The organism is Nonomuraea aurantiaca (genome assembly GCF_020215705.1).
GTDB lineage: Bacteria > Actinomycetota > Actinomycetes > Streptosporangiales > Streptosporangiaceae > Nonomuraea > Nonomuraea aurantiaca.
In genome coordinates, this window is the sequence record NZ_JAIWNB010000022.1 from 134,908 (window position 1) to 153,376 (window position 18,469).

Here is an 18,469-nt window from a genome sequence, read left to right on the forward strand (position 1 = left end):
GTCACACCCCCGGAAGGCGGCCGTTGCGGAAGAGGTCGACGAACCGTTGGTGGTCTTCCCGGGCCTGTGCCCCATAACGGTGCGCAAAATCCACCAACATCCCGATAAATCCGGGCCTGTCGCCGTTGACCACGGCCATGATGGACTCCTCCGTCGAGAAGTTCACCAGGTCGTGGCTCGACTCGTCGTCCGCCACCGAGTGCATGCGCGCCACCGCTCGGCCCAGATCCCGCATGATCGACCGCAGCTCCGCGGGCTCGTTGACGTCGTCCCAATCCAGGTCGGCGGAGTAGGGCGAGACCTCCGCCACCAACTGCCCCACGCCGTTCAGCGTCGTGTAGCCCAGCCACGGATCGGCGTACGCCTGCAGCGCCCGCTGCGACTCCGCGGTTCGATGCCCCTGGTGCTGGAAGTAACGGGCGACCTTCTCGTCGGGGACGTGCCGGGCCACCGCGGGCACCTGCGCCTGCTTCATGTAGAGGATGACGTCGTTCTCCAGCGCCTGCGACCGCCCCTCCAGCAGCAGGTTGTACGACGGCAGCCCCGCGGACCCGATCCCCACGCCCTTGCGCAGCGCCACGTCCTTGATCACGTGCTCGACCGGGTTCGACGGCGTGGGCAGCGTCGTCAGGTAGTCCGCGAACGCGGCCGTCACGGACTCACGGGTCGCCGCGTCGACGGGCTCGCGCCCGTCCATGATCGCGAACCGCCGGTCGTAGTCGTCGATCAGGGTCTCGACGTCCAGCATCGCCACGCGCGTGCTCAGCCGGGCCGTCTGGAGCACCCGGTGCAGCACGCCGGTGGTGGTGTCGAGCGTGAGCGACCCGATCGCGTCGTCCCCGCCGCGCGCGATGCCGCCCAGCTCGGCCAGGTACGCGCTGGCGAAGTCGCTCACGAGCCCGCTGATCGCGTCGTCCGACAGGGCCTTGGCGTACCCGATCAGCGCCACGCTGGCGGCGAACCGCTTGAGGTCCCAGACGTACGGTCCCACGTACGCCTCGTCGAAGTCGTTGACGTTGAAGACCAGCACGCCTGAGGCGTTCATGTAGGTGCCGAAGTTCTCGGCGTGCAGGTCGCCGTGGATCCATACGCGGCTGGTCGGTTCGTCAAGGTAGGAGGGGTCCGCGAAGCCTTCGGTGAGGTCCGCGTAGAACAGGCAGGCGCTGCCCCGGTAGAACGCAAAAGGGGAGGCCGCCATTTTCCGAAATTTCCGCCTGAACGCCGCGGGGTCTCGCTTGATCGACTCGCCGAACTCCGTCATGAGGACATCTAGCAGGTGGGAAGCGCGTGTGCCCATGTCTCGGACCTTAAGTCTTCCCAGCTCGCGCGCCTACCCTGCTCTTTCCCTGTCAGGGTGGACGCCTGAAGATCGATAGGGTGCGCCGGTGGGAGACAGCTACGAGCTCGTGCTGACGATGGACCTTCGCGCCGACCTCGGCGACGACGAGCTCGCCGAGCTGCGCTGGCATGTGGGGCAAGGGCCACGACCTGAGCGGCTGCCGATCGGCACCGGCGACTACTTGGCGGCCTATCCACTCGGTGACCCCGACGACCCCGACTGCGAGTGGGAGACCGTCGATCCGGAGCCCGTGTTCGCGCGGCGCTTCCCCGCCATGCGCGTGGGCGGGGCACTTGTCGCGGAGCTGGTCGAGAGGAAGCAGGCGCAGGGCTGGGCGCTGACGGTACGCCAAGAACTCCACCCCTGGGAGGAGACCTGACGCTAGACCACGGCCCGCCCTTGTCGTACGGACGGCAAACCGCGGAAGCCCGCGACCGCGAGGACGGTCACCATGACGACCAGCGCCACGCACTGGCTCACGCTGGACACCCACAGCGCTGAAGGCCCCAGGCTCAGGTAGCTGTTGTCCATCAACGACAGTCGCGACGGCAGCATCAACGTCCCGAGGATCGCCAGCGCGAGCGGCACGTACGCGGGCAGGTCGCGCGCGAGGCAGACGATCCCGGCCACCACGAGCACCACCGTGGCCAGACCCATGAGGTCCACCCACGGCCACAACAGCGGCACCTTCCCCAACGCGGGCGCCAGGAGGGCAAGGACGACGGCCCTCAGCAGCAGCCCGGCGGCCAGCGGCAGGACGGTCGGTCGCCACGCCCGCCGCACCGGCGGGACGTCGTCGTGGAAGCCGACGAGCAGGGCCGCCAGCGGTACCACGACATCCAGTGCCGGCGGCACCACGTCCAGAGGCACGAACAGGCTGGTCAAGCTCTGCCAGGCGGCGAGCTCGGCCAGGGCCGCCGCGCCGGCCGCGAGCGCCACCGGCTTGGCCGTCCGGACGTGACCGCGCATCAGCAGGACGAACGCCGGCATCCAGAGGGCCGCCGCGAGCACACCGAGTGGCCGCGTCATCGAGCCGGGCGTCATGAAGGCGAGGGAGGCGAGGGTGAAGGTGCCGGCCGCCGCGTGGAAGGCGAGCCCCAGTGTCGCCACCAGCCTGACGGCCGCACCCCAGGCGACGAACCGGGGCGTCGCGCCCGCCGCGCCGACCCGTACGCGCATCGAGAGGGCGAGCACACTGGCGATCTCGTCCCAGCGCGGCCGGGGGTTCTCCTCATCGGGCACGTCGCCGGAGAACTCCATGAACGCGGCCACCATCTCCTCCTCCCGCTCGGCCCGGTAGGAGCGGGGGAGCAGTCGCAGGACGGTGCGGTAGCGCTGTTCGAGCAACTCGTTCACCAGGCACCTCCGGCGATCGCGGTGGCTGTTCCGGGGAGCAGGCGGGCGGTCCGGTCACGGAGGCGGGTGGTCGCCGCGCGGGCGTTGGCCGCCATGCGGGCCGCCTCCTCCTCCAGGGCCCCCGCCCCCGAGTCCGTCAGCCGGTAGTAGCGGCGTAGCCGCCCCTGTGCCACTTCCTCCCGGTCGAGCGCCACCAGCCCCTCCCCGGCCAGCCGGTCCAGGACGCCGTAGAGGGAGCCGATCTTGAGCTGCACCCGCCCGCCGGACAGTCGATCGACCTCCTGGACGATGCCGTAGCCGTGCCGCGGCTCGTCCACCAGCGCGGTGAGCGCCAGGAACATGGGCTCCGTTATATTCACCAGCCCACTATATCCTGTCGCTCAGGATATAATCACGGATGCTGGGAGGAGACGGAGACGACCTCGCCGGTCATGTACGAGGAGTAGTCGCTGGCCAGGAAGACGATCACGTTCGCCACCTCCCACGGCTCCGCCGAACGCCCGAACGCCTCCGCGGCCGCCAGCTCCGCCAGCAGCTCCTCGCTGGTCACCTTCGCCAGGAAGGGGTGGACGGCCAGCGAAGGCGCCACCGCGTTGACCCGGACGCCGTGCTCGGCGGCCTCCAGCGCGACGCACCTGGTCAGCGCCATCACCCCGGCCTTGGCCGCCGCGTAGTGCGACTGCCCCCGCTGCGCCCGCCAGCCGATCACGGAGGCGTTGTTCACGATCACCCCGGAGCCCTGGGCGATCATCTGCTTCAGCGCGGCCCTGGTGCAGCGCATGGTGCCGTTCAGAGTGACGTCGATGACGGTGTGCCACTGCTCGTCGGTCATCTCGGCCAGTGACGCCGTACCACCGAGCCCGGCGTTGTTGACCACCACGTCCAGCCGCCCGTGCGCCTCCACCACCGCGTCGAACAGCGCCAGCACCTGGGCCTCCGACGTCACGTCGCACGGCACCGCCAGCGGTTTGACGCCGGTGAGCTCGGTCAGCGAGTCGGCGGCGGCGGACAGGCGGCGCTCGTGCCGGTCGCTGACGACGATCGTGGCCCCCTCCTCGGCGCAGCGCTTGGCCGTCGCGTAGCCGATCCCGGCCCCCGCCGCGGCCGTGACCAGCGTGACCTTGCCGTCGAGCAGCCCGTGCGCTCTCGGATAGGGCGGTGCCATGGTGCTCCGATCGAAGAGAGGGCCGTCAGCGGGGGAGTCCCAGGGTGCGCTCGGCGATGATGTTCCGCTGGATTTCGCTGGAACCGGCATAGATCGTGTCCGCCCGGCTGAAGAGATACAGCCGCTGGAGGTCGTTGAGCTCGCCGTCGCGGGCGACAAGTCCGGACTTGTGCTGTACGGCCTGAGCCAGCTCGCCCAGCCGGCGATGCCACTCCGACCAGTACAGTTTGGCGATCGACGCCACCGGCCCCGGCTCGGCCCGCAGCGCGTTGAGCCGCATGATCTCCAGCTCCAGCCACGATCGCACCAGTCGGTCGCGCAGCACCGGGTCGTCGGCCGCGCCCGTACGCTCGGCGACCTCGATCACCCGGGCCAGCTCCCGCCGGAACCCGATCTGCTGCCCCAGCGTGGAGACGCCCCGCTCGTAGCCGAGCGTGGCCATCGCGACGCGCCACCCGTCGCCGGGCGCCCCCAGCACGTTTTCGGCCGCGGTCCTGGCCCCGTCGAAGAACACCTCGTTGAACTCCGACGTCCCGGTCATCTGCACGATCGGCCGTACCTCGACGCCGGGCTGGTCCATGGGCACCAGCAGGTACGACAGCCCACGGTGGCGCTGGGAGCCCGCTTCCGTACGGCAGAGCACGAAGCACCAGTCGGACACATGGGCCAGTGACGTCCACACCTTCTGCCCGGTGATGACCCATTCGTCGCCTGCCAGGTGCGCCTTCGTCTGCACATTGGCCAGATCGGAGCCGGCCTCCGGCTCGGAGTAGCCCTGGCACCACAGCTCGTCGCCCCGCTGGATCGGTGGCAGGAAACGGGCCTTCTGCGCCTCGGTGCCGAACTCCAGGATCGTCGGCCCGATGAGTCCCTCGCCGATGTGGCCCACGCGGGCGGGGGCGTCGGCCAGGGCGTACTCCTCGTGGAAGGCGACCTGGTCGGCGAGCGAGGCGCCGCGGCCGCCGTACTCGACGGGCCAGCCCAGGCAGGTCCAGCCCGCCTTGCCGAGATGGCGTTCCCAGGCCAGCCGTACTTCGTGACCTTCGTGCTCGCGCCCGGGGCCGCCCAGGCCGCGGGCGTACGCGAAGTCGCCGGTGAGGTTCTCGGCCAGCCAGGCGCGCGCCTCCTCACGCAGGCTCAAGGGAACACCGTCAGCCGGGCTCAACGAAGCCGCCGTAGCCGCCGCGAAAGAACAGCAGCGGGCCGCCGTCCGCGTGCGTGTCGAGCTGGAGCACCCGGGCCACCACGATCACGTGGTCACCCGCCATGTGCTCGGCCTCGACCGCGCAGTCGAGCCAGGCCAGGGTCCCTTCGAGCACCGGATTGCCGCCGGGCGAGCCGGTCCACCGCAGCCCGGCGAACTTGTCGCCGCCCCGGCTCGCGAGCTGGACGCAGACGTGCTGCTGGTGCTCGGCGAGCACGTTCACGGTGATGACCTTGGCGCCGCGCACCTTGGGCCAGCTCGTGCTCGTGTGCGCCACGCAGAACGCGACCAGCGGCGGGTCCAGCGACACCGAGGTGAAGGAGTTGGCCGCCAGGCCGCATGGCTCGCTGCTGGCCGGGTCGAGGGCGGTGATCGCCACCACACCGGTGGCGAACCTCCCCAGCACCGACCTGAACCTCCGGCTGTCGAGCTGGCCGTTGCCGCTCTCGTGGGACTGGCCGTTCGGCATCGAGGCTCCGTTGAGAGTCCTGCGCTGGTACGGCACCGGGGGGCCGCCACAGCCGTCCGGCGTGATCAGCCGGGCAGCGTGTGTGCTCATGGTCTCCTCCTCATCGCCGTCTGCATCGTATCTTACCAAGCGCTTGCTTGGACGGTAGGCGTGCGACGGAAAAGGTGTCAAGCGAAATGCCAGGCATACGCCTCGTTTGACATATGTGGACGGTCCGGCCTAGCGTTTCAGGATGGCCAAGCGCTTGCTTGAGTTCCGGGACCGTACGGCTGTGGTGGGCGTCGGGTACACGCCCTTCACCAAGGACTCGGGAGTCAGCACGCTCACCCTGGCCTGTCGCGCCATCCTGGCCGCCCTCGACGACGCCGGCCTCGGCCCCGGCGACGTCGAGGGCCTCGCGACCCATCGCGTGGGCGACTCGGCGGCCCCGTCCCTGGTGGGGCCCGCGCTCGGTCTGGCCGATCCGAGCTGGTACCTCGACCAGTTCGGCGGCGGCAGCGTCTCGCACGCGGTCGTGGCGCAGGCGGCGCTGGCCGTGGCGGCCGGCGTGGCGGAGACCGTCGTCTGCTACCGCGCGATCAACGCCCGGTCGGAGTTCCGCATGGGCGGCACCGGCCGGGGCCTGCCGGTCAGCCCCGAGGTGCAGTATCAAGCGCCCTATGGCTATTTCGCGCCGCCCCAGCAATACGCGATGTACGCCCGCGCCCACATGCAGAAATATGGCACTAAAGCGGAGCATTTCGGGCAGCTGGCCGTGACTCAGCGGGCGAACGCCGTCAAGAACCCCCGTGCTCTCATGCGCACGCCCATCACCCTCGACGACTACCTGGCCAGCAGGTGGATCGCCGAGCCGTTCCGCCTGCTCGACTGCTGCCTGGAGACCGACGGCGCGTGCGCCCTGGTCATCACGACCGCCGACCGCGCCCGCTCCCTGCGCCGCGCGCCGGTGCTGATCTCCGGCGCGGCCTGGGGCGGCGGCGACTCGCACCTGTCCGGCGGCCGGGCCGACCCCACCACCACGGCCGCCGCCGCGCTGGCCCCGCGCCTGTACGCCCAGGCCGGGCTCGGCCCGGCCGACATCGACGTGGCGCAGCTGTACGACTGCTTCACCTACTCGGTGATCGTCCAGCTGGAGGACTACGGCTTCTGCGCCAAGGGCGAGGGTGGGCCGTACGTCGCCTCGGGTGCCACGGCCCTCGACGGAGCGCTCCCGGTCAACACGCACGGCGGCTTCCTGTCGGAGGGCTACGTCCACGGCGTCAACCACATAGCGGAGGCCGTCTCCCAGCTCCGCGGGGACGCGGGCGACCGGCAGGTCGCGGGCGCCGAGGTGGCCCTGTCGACCGCCCAGCCCGGCTACATCCTGCCCGCCACCTCGGCCCTCCTGCTCAGAAAGGGCTGACCCATGCCCGAACGGTACGGCAGACCGCCCCAGGGCGTGCGGCCGACGCCTGATCGCGACTCCAAGGACTGGTGGGCCCGGCTGGCCGGCCACGAGTTCGCGGTCCAGCGCTGCGACACCTGCCACACGGCCCGCTTCCCGCCCAGGGCCTTCTGCCCGGTCTGCCGTACCGAGGACTGGCGCTGGGCGGCCGTCGAGCCGGCGGGCACGGTGGAGAGCTGGATCGTCAACCGCCGGCCGTTCATGCCCGGAGCGAGCGAGCCGTACATCGTGGTGCTGGTCCGGCTCGCCGCCGTGCCCGGCTGCCTGATCCACGGCGGATGGGACGGCGATCGCGAGCCCGAGTACGGTCAGGCGGTCGAAGGGGTGTACGCGGACATGGGCGATGACCTGGCACTGCTCAATTGGCGGCCGACTGAGTGGCACGCATCCCCGTGAAATCCTTCGCGGCGCCACCAAGTCAGGAACGATAGGTACCAATGGGCCAGAAGGCCAATCCCGGTCCGGCCGCCTGATCCCTGCGGCCGGCCACGCCTACCGGACACCGGCGGGGCTCTACCGGGGTCGGTCCATGGCGCGGGTATGACTTGGCGCGAAGAATGGTGGTAAAAGGCGCGAAGCGCCGTAAATCATGAGAAAAAGGAGGAACGCGCGCCCTGGCGGGCGTGGGGGACCCGCCAGGACGCGCTTCCTGCCCCGTGTGCGGCGACGCCAGGACTCCGGCGAGGGATGGAGTCCTAGGTCGAGTGTTCGCACACGGAGTTCATGGGGGAGCGACCCTCTTGCGAGGACTCCGGATGTCGGTAGTGGTCTGCGATGCGTTGGGCCGCACCGAGGGGGTCATCGATGGGATGTGAGACGGTGGCGCCCTCCTCATTCCAGATGAAGGAACCGTCTGTGCTCCACGCAGTTACCTCGGTCAACACGGATAAAACGGACATGCCACGGTTGTTGCTCTGGTAGGTGTTGCTGAGTCCCTGGCGCGGCAACGCGTAACGCAGTAAACGTGTTGCTTCACAAGGGTCTTGCCAGGGCAGGTATGGCGTACCCGCGTGGACCGGTAACACCGGGCCCTCACCCCCTCACCGGCCTTTCGATGGATTTGTACCAACGATTGGATGATGCGGCTGTCAATGGCCATCGGTCAAGGGGTTGTGGCCTGTTAGAACCAGATCGTCTAAATTGTTGGAACAAAAGGGGTGAAAGTGGCAAGGTCGGTCCTGTACCAGCTGGTGGCCTCGGAGCTGAGGAGAGCCATCTACTCCGGTGTACTCGGCCCCGGGGCGCAGCTGCCGACCGAGGCGCAGCTCATGGAAGACCATGGGGTGAGCCGCAACACCGTCCGACTCGCCCTAGGGGAGCTGGTCAACGAAGGGTTGGTCACGCGAACCCCGCGGCGTGGCACGGTCGTCCGGGACCGCCGGCCGCTGCTGATCTACCCGCAGCGAGAGCTGGAGCCGCAACCGTCCGGCGAGCTGCGAGAGGCCTTCGCCTTCGCCGTGACGCAGGAAGGTCGTGCCCCCAGCCAGTACATAGAGGTCTTGACCGTCTCTCCGGTCGAGGAGATCGCCAGCCGACTCGAGCTGGCCGAAGGCGAACTGGCCGTCGTACGGCGGCGTCTGCGGTTCGTCGACGGGCAGCCGTACAACACCAATGATTCCTATTTTCCACGTGACCTGGTGGCCAGCACGGAGATCGCCCGGCCGGGCGACATTCCGCGGGGGGCGAACCGGGTCCTGGAAGAGCTCGGTCACGAGCAGGTGCGGGTGGTGGATGACATCTGGGCGCGGATGCCCAACCAGGAAGAAGTCGAGCGTCTCCAGTTGGAGCTCGGCACACCGGTCGTGGTCTACGTCCGCGTTGGTTACGACAACGGCGACATGCCAGTGCGTGTCGCGGTGTCGGTGCTCCCCGCCGACAAGCACTTGATCAGATACGAGCTCGATCGCCGCTGAGCGAGCTCGGTTGGGGGTGATCCCACCGGCCGCCTAAGACGAGCCTCCCGCCTCGCTGGGCAGAGGGAGTCCTGCGCACTCCCTTCATGCGCGATTTATCGATAGATGTCGCCTCAAACCCCCCATGCGACCCAGCGCGCGCTCCAACCATTACGTTCTGTGGCTGCATGGACACCCGATGTAATGAAGGGCTGAACCGTGCTTTCGAACACCCTGCTCCATCCGCTCGCTCTCCGCCGGGCCGACGCCTCCGATCTGCCGGGCGTCCTGACCCTGCTCGCCGACACGGCCGAATGGCTGTACTCCCAGGGCGTGCGGCAGTGGCCGCGCGGCGGCTTCGGGCCCGAGCGGATCGAGCCCCTCATCGCCGAGCGGGTGCTCTACCTCGTGGACGACGAGCTCCGGTATCTCGACCTGGATGACGAGGCCCCGCCCGTCGCCACGATCGCCCTCGACGACCACGCCGACCCGGAGTTCTGGCGCCGATCCGACGACCCGGGCGCCGCCATGTACGTGCACAAGCTCGCCGTCGCCCGGCCCTGGGCCGGCTTCGGCCTCGGCGACGCCCTGCTGGACTGGGCGGGCTCCGCGGCGCACGCCTCCGGGCTGCGTAAGCTCCGGCTCGACTGCGCCAAGAACAACCCGCGGCTGCAGGACTACTACCGGCGCCGCGGCTTCCGGCACGTGCGGACGGTCGATCTGCCACACCGCTCCTCGGGCGCCCTCTTCGAGCGGCCCGCGGAGGAGGCCGCCACGACGGCCTTCCGCGACCTCACCGTCGCCGAGCTGATCGGCGTCTGACGCCCTGATCGGCCTCGGCCGCCACGGCCGTGCCCTGCTCCCCGGTGGGGCACGGCCCCAGCCGCGTTCCCGCCCAGGTCACCTGGCGCTTTCCGGCACAAAGGGACACAGCACCATATAACCTCTCCAGCATGACCGGATCCCTCCTAGAGGTGATCGCGCTGAACGTGCGCGACGCCGTGGCCGCTGAGCAGGGCGGAGCCGACCGTCTGGAGGTCGTCGCCGACATGGGTGCCGACGGGCTCACCCCCGCTCCGGAGACGGTCGCCGCGATCGCCGCGGAGTGTCCGTTGCCCCAGATGGTGATGCTGCGCTGCGCGGCGAACTTCACCGCCGACGCCGAGGTGCTCGACCGGCTCCGTCTCGACGTCAAGGCGCTGGCCCAGGCGGGCGCCGCGGGATTCGTGTTCGGCTTCCTCGATGACGCGGGTGTCGTGGACCTGGCGGCCACCGAGGCGCTGATCCACGCGGTGTCGCCGCTGCCGTGGACCTTCCACCGGGCCGTCGACCACGCGGCGGACGTACAGGCGTCGTGGCGGGCGGTGCGGTTGCTGCCCAACCTGGCCACGGTGCTCACCGCGGGCTCGCCCGCCGGCGTGCGGTTCGGGCTGCCGCTGCTCAAGAGCCGGGCCGACGCGGGCGACGGCTCGATCATCCTGGCGGGCGGCGGGCTCAAACCGGCCTACGTGCCGTCGCTGCTGGACTACGGCATCCGTGCGTTCCATGTGGGCTCGGCCGTACGGGAGAGCTGGTCACAGCCGGTCGACCAGCGCCGCGTCCGTCAGTGGCGCAGCCTGGTCGACCGCGACTGATCCGAGGGTCGTCGGGCGGGCTCAGCTCGGGAGCGCCGCGTCGGCGCGGCGGAGCGCGGCGACGAGGGTCTTGATCGTGGCCGGCTCGTCCATGACGCCGCCCCCGGCCGCGCGCCGCTCCTCCCAGGCCCGCACCCGATCCCGGTAGGAGTCGTAGCGCGCCAGGTGAAAGGCGTAGACCGTGGCGAACCGGCTCACCAGGTGTGAGGGGTGCATGTCCCAGCCCTGGTAGAAGCCGTGTCCCAGCGAGTGCCGGACGAGCTCGGCGTGCCGCCGCCACAGCGCGTGCACGTCCGCGGCCGATCCGGAGGCGGGAGAGGCGGCCAGCGAGCCGTCGGAGAGCTCGACCCCCGTGCCCGCGAACGCCGTCCGCATCACGTGCCGGGCGTGGTCGCAGGCCGGATGGTCGAGCCGTTGCTCGTGCGGCGGCAGCCCGAGGGCGGCCGTGTAGTCGAACACCCCGAAGTGCGCGGCCGCCAGCCGCCCCCCGAACGACTCGGCCAGCTCACCGCGCAGGAACAGCACGGTCTGTGGCGCCTCGACCTGGATCTCGAACCGCAGCCGGACGTCCAGCTCCCGTTCGAGCCGCTCCAGGAAGCCGCAGAACTGCCCCAGATACGACTCCATCAGCACCTTCGGGAAGGTGACCACGAACCCCGGGGGCAGCTCGCCCACCCGTTCGACGACCCCGGTGACGAACCCGTCGAGCGTCCGCACCGACCGCCCGGGGTCCCCGTCGGCGAACGACTTGACCCGCAGCCCCCACCGGCGCGGCAGCGCTCCGGCCGCCCGCATCGCGGCCACGGCCACGACGGCCTGCTCCACGTGGCCGTCCTCGTCGCCGGGCCGCCCGCCGTACCCGTCCTCGAAGTCGATCCGCAGGTCCTCGATCGGCTCGCGGGCGAGCTTGCGCAGCACCCTTTCGTGTACGTCCCGCGCCGGCGCCCCGGGCGGCCCGAACACGCCGGCCAGCTCGTCCGGGCCGCTCAGATGCTCCTTGACCAGGTCGAGCGCCTGCGCGCCCCACCCCGCGACCGTGCTCGGCGACACCCGGTCGGCCGGGACGTAGACGGTGTGCACGGGCTGCCAATCCGGCCGCCAACCCGGCTCGGCGGCCGGATAGCGGGCCCGCTGGAGCCGGTGGGCCTCGGCGAACCCTGGCAGGGACTGGTCGGTCACGGTTACACGCATGCCGTCAGGGCCGGCAGGCCCGCAGCATGGCCTCCAGGCCGGCCAGCTTGACCCGCTCGCCGCGGCCCAGCGACTTGGCCAGGGCGCCTTCGGCCGCCTCGATGGCCAGCCACTCGTCGTAGGTCACCGGCCGTACGCCTCTGTCGTCCAGCAGCGCGTCGATGGGCGCCGACCGTAGCCGATCGCGGCCGGCCAGGTCGGCCAGCAGGGTGCGGACCGTTTCCGCCGCGTCCGACTTGTTGGTGCCGATCACGCCGGTGGGACCGCGCTTGAGCCAGCCCGCCACGTATTCGCGCTCACGGATCCGGCCGGCCTCGTTGGGCACGGTCATCGACCGCTCGTCGAACGGCACCCCCGGCAGGGGGACGCTCTGGTATCCGACCGAGCGCAGCACCATGCCGACCGGGATCGTCTCGAACTCGCCCGTCCCGACCACCCGGCCCTCCTCGGACAGCCGGGTGCGTTCGAGCCTGAGCCCCTCCACCCGGCCGGTGCCGAGGATCTCCACCGGGCGCAGCCAGAAGCGCACGTCGAGGCGGCGCGGGCGGCCGACGGGGGCGCGGGCCGCCCAGGAGCGCAGGACGTCGATGTTGCCGCGGATCTGCCGGGGGAAGTCGCCGCCCAGCACCACGGCCTCCTCCTCGCGCACGCAGACGTCGGCGTTCGCCAGCTCGCCGAGCTCCCGCAGCTCCTTCAGCGTGAACTTGGCGTGCTCAGGACCCCGGCGGCCGATCATGTGGATCGCCTTGACCTGGCTCTCCCCGAGCCGTTCGAGCACGTCGTGCGGTACGTCCGTGGAGCTGAGCTCCTCGGCGGTCTTGGCCAGGACGCGGACCACGTCGACGGCCACGTTCCCGACGCCGATGACCGCGATCTCGGGGCTGTCGAGGGTGAACATGGAGGCGGAGACGTCGGGATGGCCGCAGTACCAGTTGACGAAGTCGGTGGCGGCCACGCTGCCCGGCAGGTCCTCGCCGGGGATGCCGAGCTTCCTGTCGACCATCGCGCCCGTGGCGTAGACGACCGCGTCATAGCTGCTCAGCAGGTCCTCGACCGACAGGTGCTCGCCGAGCGTGACGCCGCCGAGGAAGCGGACCTCGGGGAGTTCGAGCACCCGGCGCAGGTAGTTGGCGATCGACTTGATCGAGGTGTGGTCGGGCGCGACGCCGTAGCGGACGAGCCCGTAGGGAGTGGGCAGCCGCTCGACGACGTCGACCTGCACGTCCTCCTGCGCCTGTTTGACCAGGGCCTCGGCCGTGTAGATACCGGCAGGGCCCGACCCGATGACCGCCACGCGCAACGTCACGCTGCCTCCTCTATGTGGGCGATTCTGTTACACGGGGCATGCGTCCCACCAGTGCAACCCGGCACTGTGATCGATGTATCCCCGATCGCCGGTACGAATGAACCCATCTTTCGCGAATGGGGCGGCAGCGCCTTCAGGAGGCGGACGCGCGGGCGCGGAGGGCCATCTTGTCGATCTTGCCGTTGGCGTTGGCCGGCAGAGCTTCGACCACGATGACCCGCTTCGGCACCTTGTAGTTGGACATGTTGTCCTTCGCCCAGGCGAGCAGCGTGCCCGGATCGACCGCCATCCCCGGCCTGGGCACCACGTACGCCCAGCCGGCCTCGCCGGAGACCGGGTCGGGCACGCCGATCACGGCCGCCTGCGCCAGTGAGCCCTCACGTAACAGCAGCGACTCCACCTCGGCGGGCGAGACGTTGAAGCCGTTGACGATGTAGAGCTCCTTCTTGCGGTCCACGATGGCCAGATTGCCCGCCGGGTCGAGCACGCCGATGTCGCCCGTGTGCAGCCAGCCGTCCCGATCGACCACCTCGGCGGTCTTGCCGGGTTCGCCCCAGTAGCCGCGCATGACCCCGTACCCGCGCTGCAGGATCTCCCCGCGCTCCCCGGCGGCCACCTCCTTGCCGTCGTCGTCGACGATCCGCACCTCGATGCCCGGCACCGCCCGGCCGGTCGTCGCGGCGATGACCTCGATCGGGTCGCCGGCCCTGGTCATGGAGACGACCGTGCCCTCCATCAGGCCGTACGCGTTGATCATCCGCTCCAGCCCGACCCGTTCGACCAGGCGGGTGATCAGCGCGGCCGGTACGGCGGCGGCGCCGCAGATGGCCACGCGCAGCGACGAGACGTCCCAGTCGGCGCGGTCCAGCTCGTCGAGCAGCCGGTGGAACAGCGTGGGCGGGCCCGCCAAGATGCTCACTCGGCCTGCCGAGATCAGGGACATGAGGGCGTCAGGGGTGAAGACCCTGATCGGCATCATGGTCGCCCGGCGGAGCACGCAGGCGATCAGCCCGGCGTTGAGGCCGAAGCCGTGGCTGAACGGGGCGATCACCGGGTAGCGGTCGTGCTCGTCGAGGGTGACGATCTCGGACCAGTCCCAGTAGCCGCGCAGGACCTGGGCGTGGTCCAGCATCACGCCCTTGGGGGTGCCGGTGGTGCCGGAGGTGGACATGATCTCGCACAGATCGCCGGGCCGTACGGCCAGCGCCCGCTCCTCGACGTCCGGCGGCTCCGTGCGGAGACTTCGCCCGGGGCTCAGGACGTGGCGCGGGGCGGCGCCCGGCGGCAGGAGATCGGCGAGCACCACGCCGGGCGGGCCCTCGCCCGTGACCAGCACCTCGGCGCCGGTCTTCTCGATCATCGCGGCCGCCTCCAGGCCCTTGGCGCGCGAGGAGAGCGGCACGATCACCGCGCCGGCGTCCCAGATGCCGAAGGCGTGCGTCACCCAGTACGGATCGTTCACGCCCCAGAGGGCCACCCGGTCGCCCGGCCGGACGCCGAGCTCGATCAGCTCGTGCGCGACGCGGGCGGCTCCGGCGCGGAGCCCGGCCATGGTGACGCGCGTGTCGCCGTCGACGATCACCACCGCGTCGGGATGACGGTCCGCCTGGTCGCGGAGCATGCGGGGGAGCGTCCCCCAGTCCGGCATCGGTCCCATCGGTTCGCGCCTCCTGCTCCACAGGCCGAGCGCCCGGCTGTCGTACGGACCTCGGCTCCCGTACGGACCCTGGACGGGCGGGCGGCTACACGATGAGCGCCCGGTCGCGGCCCAGGTGGTGGCCGCGCAGGTCGGTCAGCACGCCGGGGCTCGGCGTCTCGGCGATCTCCGGCGCGATCTCCACGCCGAGCGCGATCGGGGTGAGCCCCTGGATCGCCTGCTGGATCCGGTTGCGCCACATCGGGTTGCGCACGAGACTCTCCCTCCCGAACGTGACGGTGAGCACCGCCGCGTCGAGCGTGCCCTGCCTGCTGATCGCCAGCTCCCACCTGGACACGCCGTCGATCTTGGCCAGGGCCTTGTCGATCCGCGGCAGCGACAGCCACACGCCCCGCACCAGCACGTGCTCGCCGACCGTGTGGACGGGAGCGGGCAGTCCGGGATCGGCCGCGGCCGAGTCGGTACGCACCACCTGGCCCGTACGCAGGACGGCGTCGCCGAGCGCCGAGTGGCCGTGGGGCGTGATCACCAACTCGGCCACCCCTGACGGCTCCGACGGCCGCAGCACGTCCTTGGTCAGCGCGGCCAGGTGCAGCAGGCCGTCCGCCAGCGGGGTGAGCGGGTCGCCCTCCGCCGCCCGCCAGGCCAGGGCGCCGCCGCCGAACGGGTCGGCGTACACCTCGGTCACGTGGGCGTCGAACTCGCCCGCCAGGTGGCTGAGCGTCCGCTTCGAGGCGATCTCCCCGGTCAGGACGATGTGCCGCAGCCCCAGGTCAAGGGGGTCCAGCAGGAACTCCAGGTGCAGCCTGGCCAGCAGGTCCATCGCACCCGTGGGGGTGGCGACCAGCGTGGTGGCCCCCAGGGTGGACAGCGTGTGGATCAACCGCATGCGGCCTCGCGGCCCCACCGAGGCGGCCGCCGACGCCACGTCCGCCGCGGCGGCGGCCCAGAGCGCGCCCGCCGGTTCGGCCAGCGCCACCACGACCCGGTCGCGGTCGCCCACGCCCGCCGCCCGCAGCGCCGCGCCGGTCAGCTTCTCCGCCGCCGCGCGGTCGCCGGGCGCCAGCGGGAAGGCGCTGGAGGCGTCGGGGGCGACCTGCAGCAGCCCTGTCGCGGACCGCGCGCCCGCACGGAGATCGTCCCGCGTCAGCCACCGCGCACCGGCGGGCTCAGGGCTGGTCACTTGGTCACCTCGGTCATGAACAGCTTCATCGCCTCGCAGACCCGTCCGTGCGCCAGCCCGCCCACCTGCGCCTGGATGATCAGATCCGTCGCCCCGGCCTCCGCGATTCTGGCCAGCGCCTTGCGCGAACCCGCCACGTCGTCCACCACGACCATCAGGTGCTCTCGCAGCGTCGCCATCGCCTCCTCGGGCGGCATCCCGGCCGCGAGCTGGCCGAGGACGCGATGGGTGGCGTGCCGGGCGTCGTAGTAGTCAGGCGGGGTGACGAGATTGACCTGCCGGCGGATGTACCAGAGGACGGCGTCGGCGGCCGCCTCGTTGGCCTGGTCGCGGGTGGGCGCGACGAACCAGGGGATCATCAGCGCGACCCGGCGGGAGGCGGGGTCGAACCCGGCGGCGGCCAGGCGCTCGCGGTATTGGGCGATGTCGGCGGCCACGTCGTCGATGCCCTTGACCATGGTCATGCCGAGCAGGTTGTAGCCGTGGTCGGCCGCCGCCAGATAGCCCTCCAGCGACGTCGAGGCCACCCAGACCGGCGGATGCGGCTGTTGCACGGGGCGCGGGTAGACCGCCACGTCCGGGATCTCGAAGTACTCGTTCGAGCGGCTGACCGGCTCCCCGTCGGCCCGCCAGATGGCCAGCGTCGCGTCCAGCGAGTCCTCCCAGATCTGCCGGGACTTCTCGAACGGCCGCTGGAACGCCTGGTACTCCAGGGGCGAGGCCCCCCGCCCGGTGCCGAACTCCACCCGGCCGCCGCTCAGCACGTCGAGGGTGGCGACGCGTTCCGCCGTGCGGATCGGCGACTGGAACGGCAGCAGCACCACGCCCAGTCCGAGATGGATGCGCTCGGTCCGCTGGGAGATCGCGGCCAGCACGAGATCCGGCGCGGAGGAGTGGGAGAACCCCCGCGTGAAGTGGTGCTCGACGAACCAGGCGGTGTCGAAGCCGAGCTTGTCACCGAGCACGACCTGATCGATCACGTTCTGGAACGCCTGTTGCTCGACCTCGCGGGAGCGCCCGCGCACCTCCAGCTCGTAGCCCAGGCTGATCCGTAGGGACGTCATCGCGCCTCCGGCGAAAGTAGTGAACCAAGCGCTCGCTTGGTAGAGACTACCAGCACCAAAGACTTGCGGGAAGGGCGCGTTCGCGATCAGAGTGATGCACGTGAGGCGAAAGCACGCGCGAAGGCGGCCGAAAGATGGCACGCTCCCCGATATGCGGGCCGATGACTTCTCGCTCACGAGCGGGCGCACGTACGAGGCGTTCGGCCGGGTGATGGCCGCCCTCGCGACCGAGGCCGAGTTCATCGAGTCCTGCCGCGATCTGACCTGGTGGCGTGGCGCCGACCACAGCTGGCACATCGAGTGGCGCGACGGCCCGTACGCCTCCGAGGTGGCGGCGCTGCTGGCCGAGCAGGTGCGCGCTCCCGCCTACGAGGACGAGCTCGGCACGCCCGCCGGGCCGGGCGACAGCCGGTCGGCGGTGCTCGACGTGATGGGCGTCCGCTTCGAGCTGCGGGCCATCGATCCGCTGGGCCGCGAGCGCGTACGCGACAAGCCGGGCTTCTGGCGGCTGGCCGAGGCGCTCGACACCACCCGCGCCACGAACGCCCCGCGCCCTTGGGAAACGCTATTGGGCGGTTAGCCTGGCCTGGAAGACGTGCGCGCCCAGCCGCTCGCGGTGCGCCTGCGGCGGATCGAAGAGCTGGGCGTCGGAGGTGGCCCGCTTGAGGTAGCGGTGGGCCGGATGCTCCCAGGTCACGCCGATCCCGCCGTGGACCTGGATGTTCTCGCCCGCCGCCGTGAGATACGCCTCGGTGCAGTAGGACCCGGCGATCGCCGCGAGGGCCTCCGACCCGGCCGCCGCCTGCGCCGCCGACCTGGCCGACTCCACGAGCAGCAGCAGGTCGGCCAGCTTGTGCTTGATGGCCTGGAAGGAGCCGATCGGCCTGCCGAACTGGTGGCGCAGCTTCGCGTGCTCCGTGGCCATCTCCAGGCAGCGCTCGGCCCCGCCCACCTGCTCGGCCGCCAGCGCCGCGACGCCGAGGTCGCGCACCCGGCTCCACGCCGCGCCGTCGCCCGCCGGCCGCGCCGGGACGCGGTCGAACGACAGCTCGGCCAGCGGGCGGCTCTCGTCCATGGTCCGGTGCGCCACGCGCCGCGTCGGCACCGCCTCGAACAGGAGCCCGTCCGCGTAGGCGAGCACCACGTCGCCCTCCAGCGCGTACGGGACGACGCCCGTGAGCAGACCTCCCCGGAGGGTCAGGTCGCCGTCGCCCGGCAGGACGACGGTCGCCGTCACCGATCCGTCGGCCAGCGCGGGCAGCAGCCGGCCCATCGCCGCCTCGTCGCCGCCCGCCTTGAGCGCCTCGACGGCCAGGACGGCGCTCTGCAGGAAGGGGTACGGGGACAGGGTCCTGCCCAGCTCTCCCGCCACGACCGCGATCTCGGCCGGGCCGCAGCCCGCTCCGCCGTACTCCTCCGGGACGGCGAGCCCTGCGGTGCCCAGGTCGCGCGCGAACGCCGCCCAGGGCGCGGCGGGGCGGTCGGCGAGATAGGCGCGGACGACGGAGCGCAGCTCGTCTGTGACGGTCACCGGGACAGTGTAACCAAGCGATTGCTTCGTTACA

At 71.0% G+C, this 18,469-nt stretch carries 19 protein-coding genes; 7 read left to right on the plus strand and 12 right to left on the minus strand.

Annotated features, from left to right (window positions below; genetic code table 11):
* Position 1: 1 nt before the first annotated feature.
* Positions 2-1,297 (minus strand): DUF2252 domain-containing protein, encoded by a 1,296-nt coding sequence (locus LDL49_RS39510; RefSeq protein ID WP_225299349.1) that lies wholly within the window; start codon positions 1,295-1,297, stop codon positions 2-4.
* Positions 1,298-1,385: 88 nt separating this feature from the next.
* Between LDL49_RS39510 and LDL49_RS39515 the strand changes: the two genes are divergently transcribed.
* Positions 1,386-1,718 (plus strand): hypothetical protein, encoded by a 333-nt coding sequence (locus LDL49_RS39515; protein WP_225299351.1) that lies wholly within the window; start codon positions 1,386-1,388, stop codon positions 1,716-1,718.
* Positions 1,719-1,720: 2 nt separating this feature from the next.
* On the opposite strand, the gene LDL49_RS39520 is transcribed toward LDL49_RS39515, so the two are convergent.
* The 5 genes from LDL49_RS39520 to LDL49_RS39540 are packed head-to-tail and all read right to left on the minus strand — an operon-like array spanning position 1,721 to position 5,623.
* On the minus strand, positions 1,721-2,695 hold the full coding sequence (locus tag LDL49_RS39520; RefSeq protein WP_225299353.1) for a hypothetical protein: 975 nt from the start codon (positions 2,693-2,695) through the stop codon (positions 1,721-1,723).
* Complete coding sequence (locus LDL49_RS39525; protein WP_225299355.1) at positions 2,692-3,054, minus strand: PadR family transcriptional regulator; 363 nt, start codon at positions 3,052-3,054, stop codon at positions 2,692-2,694. Before LDL49_RS39525 ends, LDL49_RS39520 begins: the two co-directional genes overlap by 4 nt.
* A 32-nt stretch (positions 3,055-3,086) precedes the next feature.
* On the minus strand, positions 3,087-3,860 hold the full coding sequence (locus LDL49_RS39530) for an SDR family oxidoreductase (RefSeq protein ID WP_225299357.1): 774 nt from the start codon (positions 3,858-3,860) through the stop codon (positions 3,087-3,089).
* Between the two features lie 25 nt (positions 3,861-3,885).
* Positions 3,886-5,001 carry an acyl-CoA dehydrogenase family protein gene (locus tag LDL49_RS39535; RefSeq protein ID WP_225299360.1) on the minus strand — a complete coding sequence of 372 codons (1,116 nt, stop codon included), beginning with the start codon at positions 4,999-5,001 and terminating at the stop codon, positions 3,886-3,888.
* A gap of 10 nt (positions 5,002-5,011) precedes the next feature.
* Positions 5,012-5,623: a flavin reductase family protein gene (locus LDL49_RS39540; protein ID WP_372470530.1), complete on the minus strand. Its 612-nt coding sequence runs from the start codon at positions 5,621-5,623 to the stop codon at positions 5,012-5,014.
* A 142-nt stretch (positions 5,624-5,765) separates the two neighbouring features.
* Here LDL49_RS39540 and LDL49_RS39545 point away from each other — a divergent pair, with 142 nt between their 5' ends.
* The 5 genes from LDL49_RS39545 (at position 5,766) to LDL49_RS39565 (ending at position 10,503) form a co-directional block, all read left to right on the plus strand.
* Positions 5,766-6,935 carry a thiolase C-terminal domain-containing protein gene (locus LDL49_RS39545; RefSeq protein WP_225299362.1) on the plus strand — a complete coding sequence of 390 codons (1,170 nt, stop codon included), beginning with the start codon at positions 5,766-5,768 and terminating at the stop codon, positions 6,933-6,935.
* A 3-nt stretch (positions 6,936-6,938) separates the two neighbouring features.
* Positions 6,939-7,373 (plus strand): Zn-ribbon domain-containing OB-fold protein, encoded by a 435-nt coding sequence (locus LDL49_RS39550; protein ID WP_225299364.1) that lies wholly within the window; start codon positions 6,939-6,941, stop codon positions 7,371-7,373.
* Positions 7,374-8,140: 767 nt separating this feature from the next.
* Positions 8,141-8,890 carry a GntR family transcriptional regulator gene (locus LDL49_RS39555; protein WP_225299366.1) on the plus strand — a complete coding sequence of 250 codons (750 nt, stop codon included), beginning with the start codon at positions 8,141-8,143 and terminating at the stop codon, positions 8,888-8,890.
* Positions 8,891-9,088: 198 nt separating this feature from the next.
* A complete protein-coding gene (locus LDL49_RS39560; protein WP_225299368.1) occupies positions 9,089-9,691 on the plus strand; it encodes a GNAT family N-acetyltransferase in 603 nt (200 codons plus the stop codon).
* 131 nt (positions 9,692-9,822) lie between these two features.
* On the plus strand, positions 9,823-10,503 hold the full coding sequence (locus LDL49_RS39565) for a copper homeostasis protein CutC (RefSeq protein WP_225299370.1): 681 nt from the start codon (positions 9,823-9,825) through the stop codon (positions 10,501-10,503).
* Positions 10,504-10,524: 21 nt separating this feature from the next.
* Here LDL49_RS39565 and LDL49_RS39570 read toward each other — a convergent pair whose 3' ends face one another.
* The 5 genes from LDL49_RS39570 to LDL49_RS39590 all read right to left on the minus strand — a co-directional run bounded on the left by LDL49_RS39570 (position 10,525) and on the right by LDL49_RS39590 (position 16,904).
* On the minus strand, positions 10,525-11,694 hold the full coding sequence (locus tag LDL49_RS39570) for a DUF6986 family protein (RefSeq protein WP_225299373.1): 1,170 nt from the start codon (positions 11,692-11,694) through the stop codon (positions 10,525-10,527).
* 4 nt (positions 11,695-11,698) lie between these two features.
* Positions 11,699-13,000, minus strand: a complete 1,302-nt coding sequence (locus LDL49_RS39575; protein WP_225299375.1) for an FAD-dependent oxidoreductase — start codon at positions 12,998-13,000, stop codon at positions 11,699-11,701.
* Between the two features lie 133 nt (positions 13,001-13,133).
* Complete coding sequence (locus tag LDL49_RS39580) at positions 13,134-14,657, minus strand: AMP-binding protein (protein WP_225299377.1); 1,524 nt, start codon at positions 14,655-14,657, stop codon at positions 13,134-13,136.
* Positions 14,658-14,742: 85 nt separating this feature from the next.
* Positions 14,743-15,840 carry a phenylacetate--CoA ligase family protein gene (locus LDL49_RS39585; RefSeq protein WP_225299379.1) on the minus strand — a complete coding sequence of 366 codons (1,098 nt, stop codon included), beginning with the start codon at positions 15,838-15,840 and terminating at the stop codon, positions 14,743-14,745.
* Positions 15,837-16,904, minus strand: coding sequence for an LLM class flavin-dependent oxidoreductase (locus LDL49_RS39590; protein ID WP_225299381.1), 1,068 nt, complete (start codon positions 16,902-16,904; stop codon positions 15,837-15,839). Before LDL49_RS39590 ends, LDL49_RS39585 begins: the two co-directional genes overlap by 4 nt.
* A gap of 151 nt (positions 16,905-17,055) precedes the next feature.
* On the opposite strand from LDL49_RS39590, the gene LDL49_RS39595 reads away from it, so the two are divergent.
* The gene (locus tag LDL49_RS39595; protein ID WP_225299383.1) at positions 17,056-17,484 is read left to right on the plus strand and encodes a hypothetical protein; all 429 of its coding nucleotides are present in this window, start codon (positions 17,056-17,058) and stop codon (positions 17,482-17,484) included.
* Here the strand turns inward: LDL49_RS39595 and LDL49_RS39600 are convergent.
* The gene (locus LDL49_RS39600; protein ID WP_225299385.1) at positions 17,470-18,435 is read right to left on the minus strand and encodes an acyl-CoA dehydrogenase family protein; all 966 of its coding nucleotides are present in this window, start codon (positions 18,433-18,435) and stop codon (positions 17,470-17,472) included. The two genes, LDL49_RS39595 and LDL49_RS39600, sit on opposite strands and share 15 nt — an antisense overlap.
* Positions 18,436-18,469 lie beyond the last annotated feature (34 nt).

Excerpts from the sequence above, each read along its gene's own strand:
- LDL49_RS39510 (WP_225299349.1), bottom strand. The coding sequence starts at position 1,297 with ATGGGCACACGCGCTTCCCACCTGCTAGATGTCCTCATGACGGAGTTC.
- LDL49_RS39530 (WP_225299357.1), bottom strand. The coding sequence starts at position 3,860 with ATGGCACCGCCCTATCCGAGAGCGCACGGGCTGCTCGACGGCAAGGTC.
- LDL49_RS39540 (WP_372470530.1), bottom strand. The coding sequence starts at position 5,623 with ATGAGCACACACGCTGCCCGGCTGATCACGCCGGACGGCTGTGGCGGC.
- LDL49_RS39545 (WP_225299362.1), top strand. The coding sequence starts at position 5,766 with ATGGCCAAGCGCTTGCTTGAGTTCCGGGACCGTACGGCTGTGGTGGGC.
- LDL49_RS39550 (WP_225299364.1), top strand. The coding sequence starts at position 6,939 with ATGCCCGAACGGTACGGCAGACCGCCCCAGGGCGTGCGGCCGACGCCT.
- LDL49_RS39565 (WP_225299370.1), top strand. The coding sequence starts at position 9,823 with ATGACCGGATCCCTCCTAGAGGTGATCGCGCTGAACGTGCGCGACGCC.
- LDL49_RS39570 (WP_225299373.1), bottom strand. The coding sequence starts at position 11,694 with ATGCGTGTAACCGTGACCGACCAGTCCCTGCCAGGGTTCGCCGAGGCC.
- LDL49_RS39580 (WP_225299377.1), bottom strand. The coding sequence starts at position 14,657 with ATGGGACCGATGCCGGACTGGGGGACGCTCCCCCGCATGCTCCGCGAC.
- LDL49_RS39590 (WP_225299381.1), bottom strand. The coding sequence starts at position 16,904 with ATGACGTCCCTACGGATCAGCCTGGGCTACGAGCTGGAGGTGCGCGGG.
- LDL49_RS39595 (WP_225299383.1), top strand. The coding sequence starts at position 17,056 with ATGCGGGCCGATGACTTCTCGCTCACGAGCGGGCGCACGTACGAGGCG.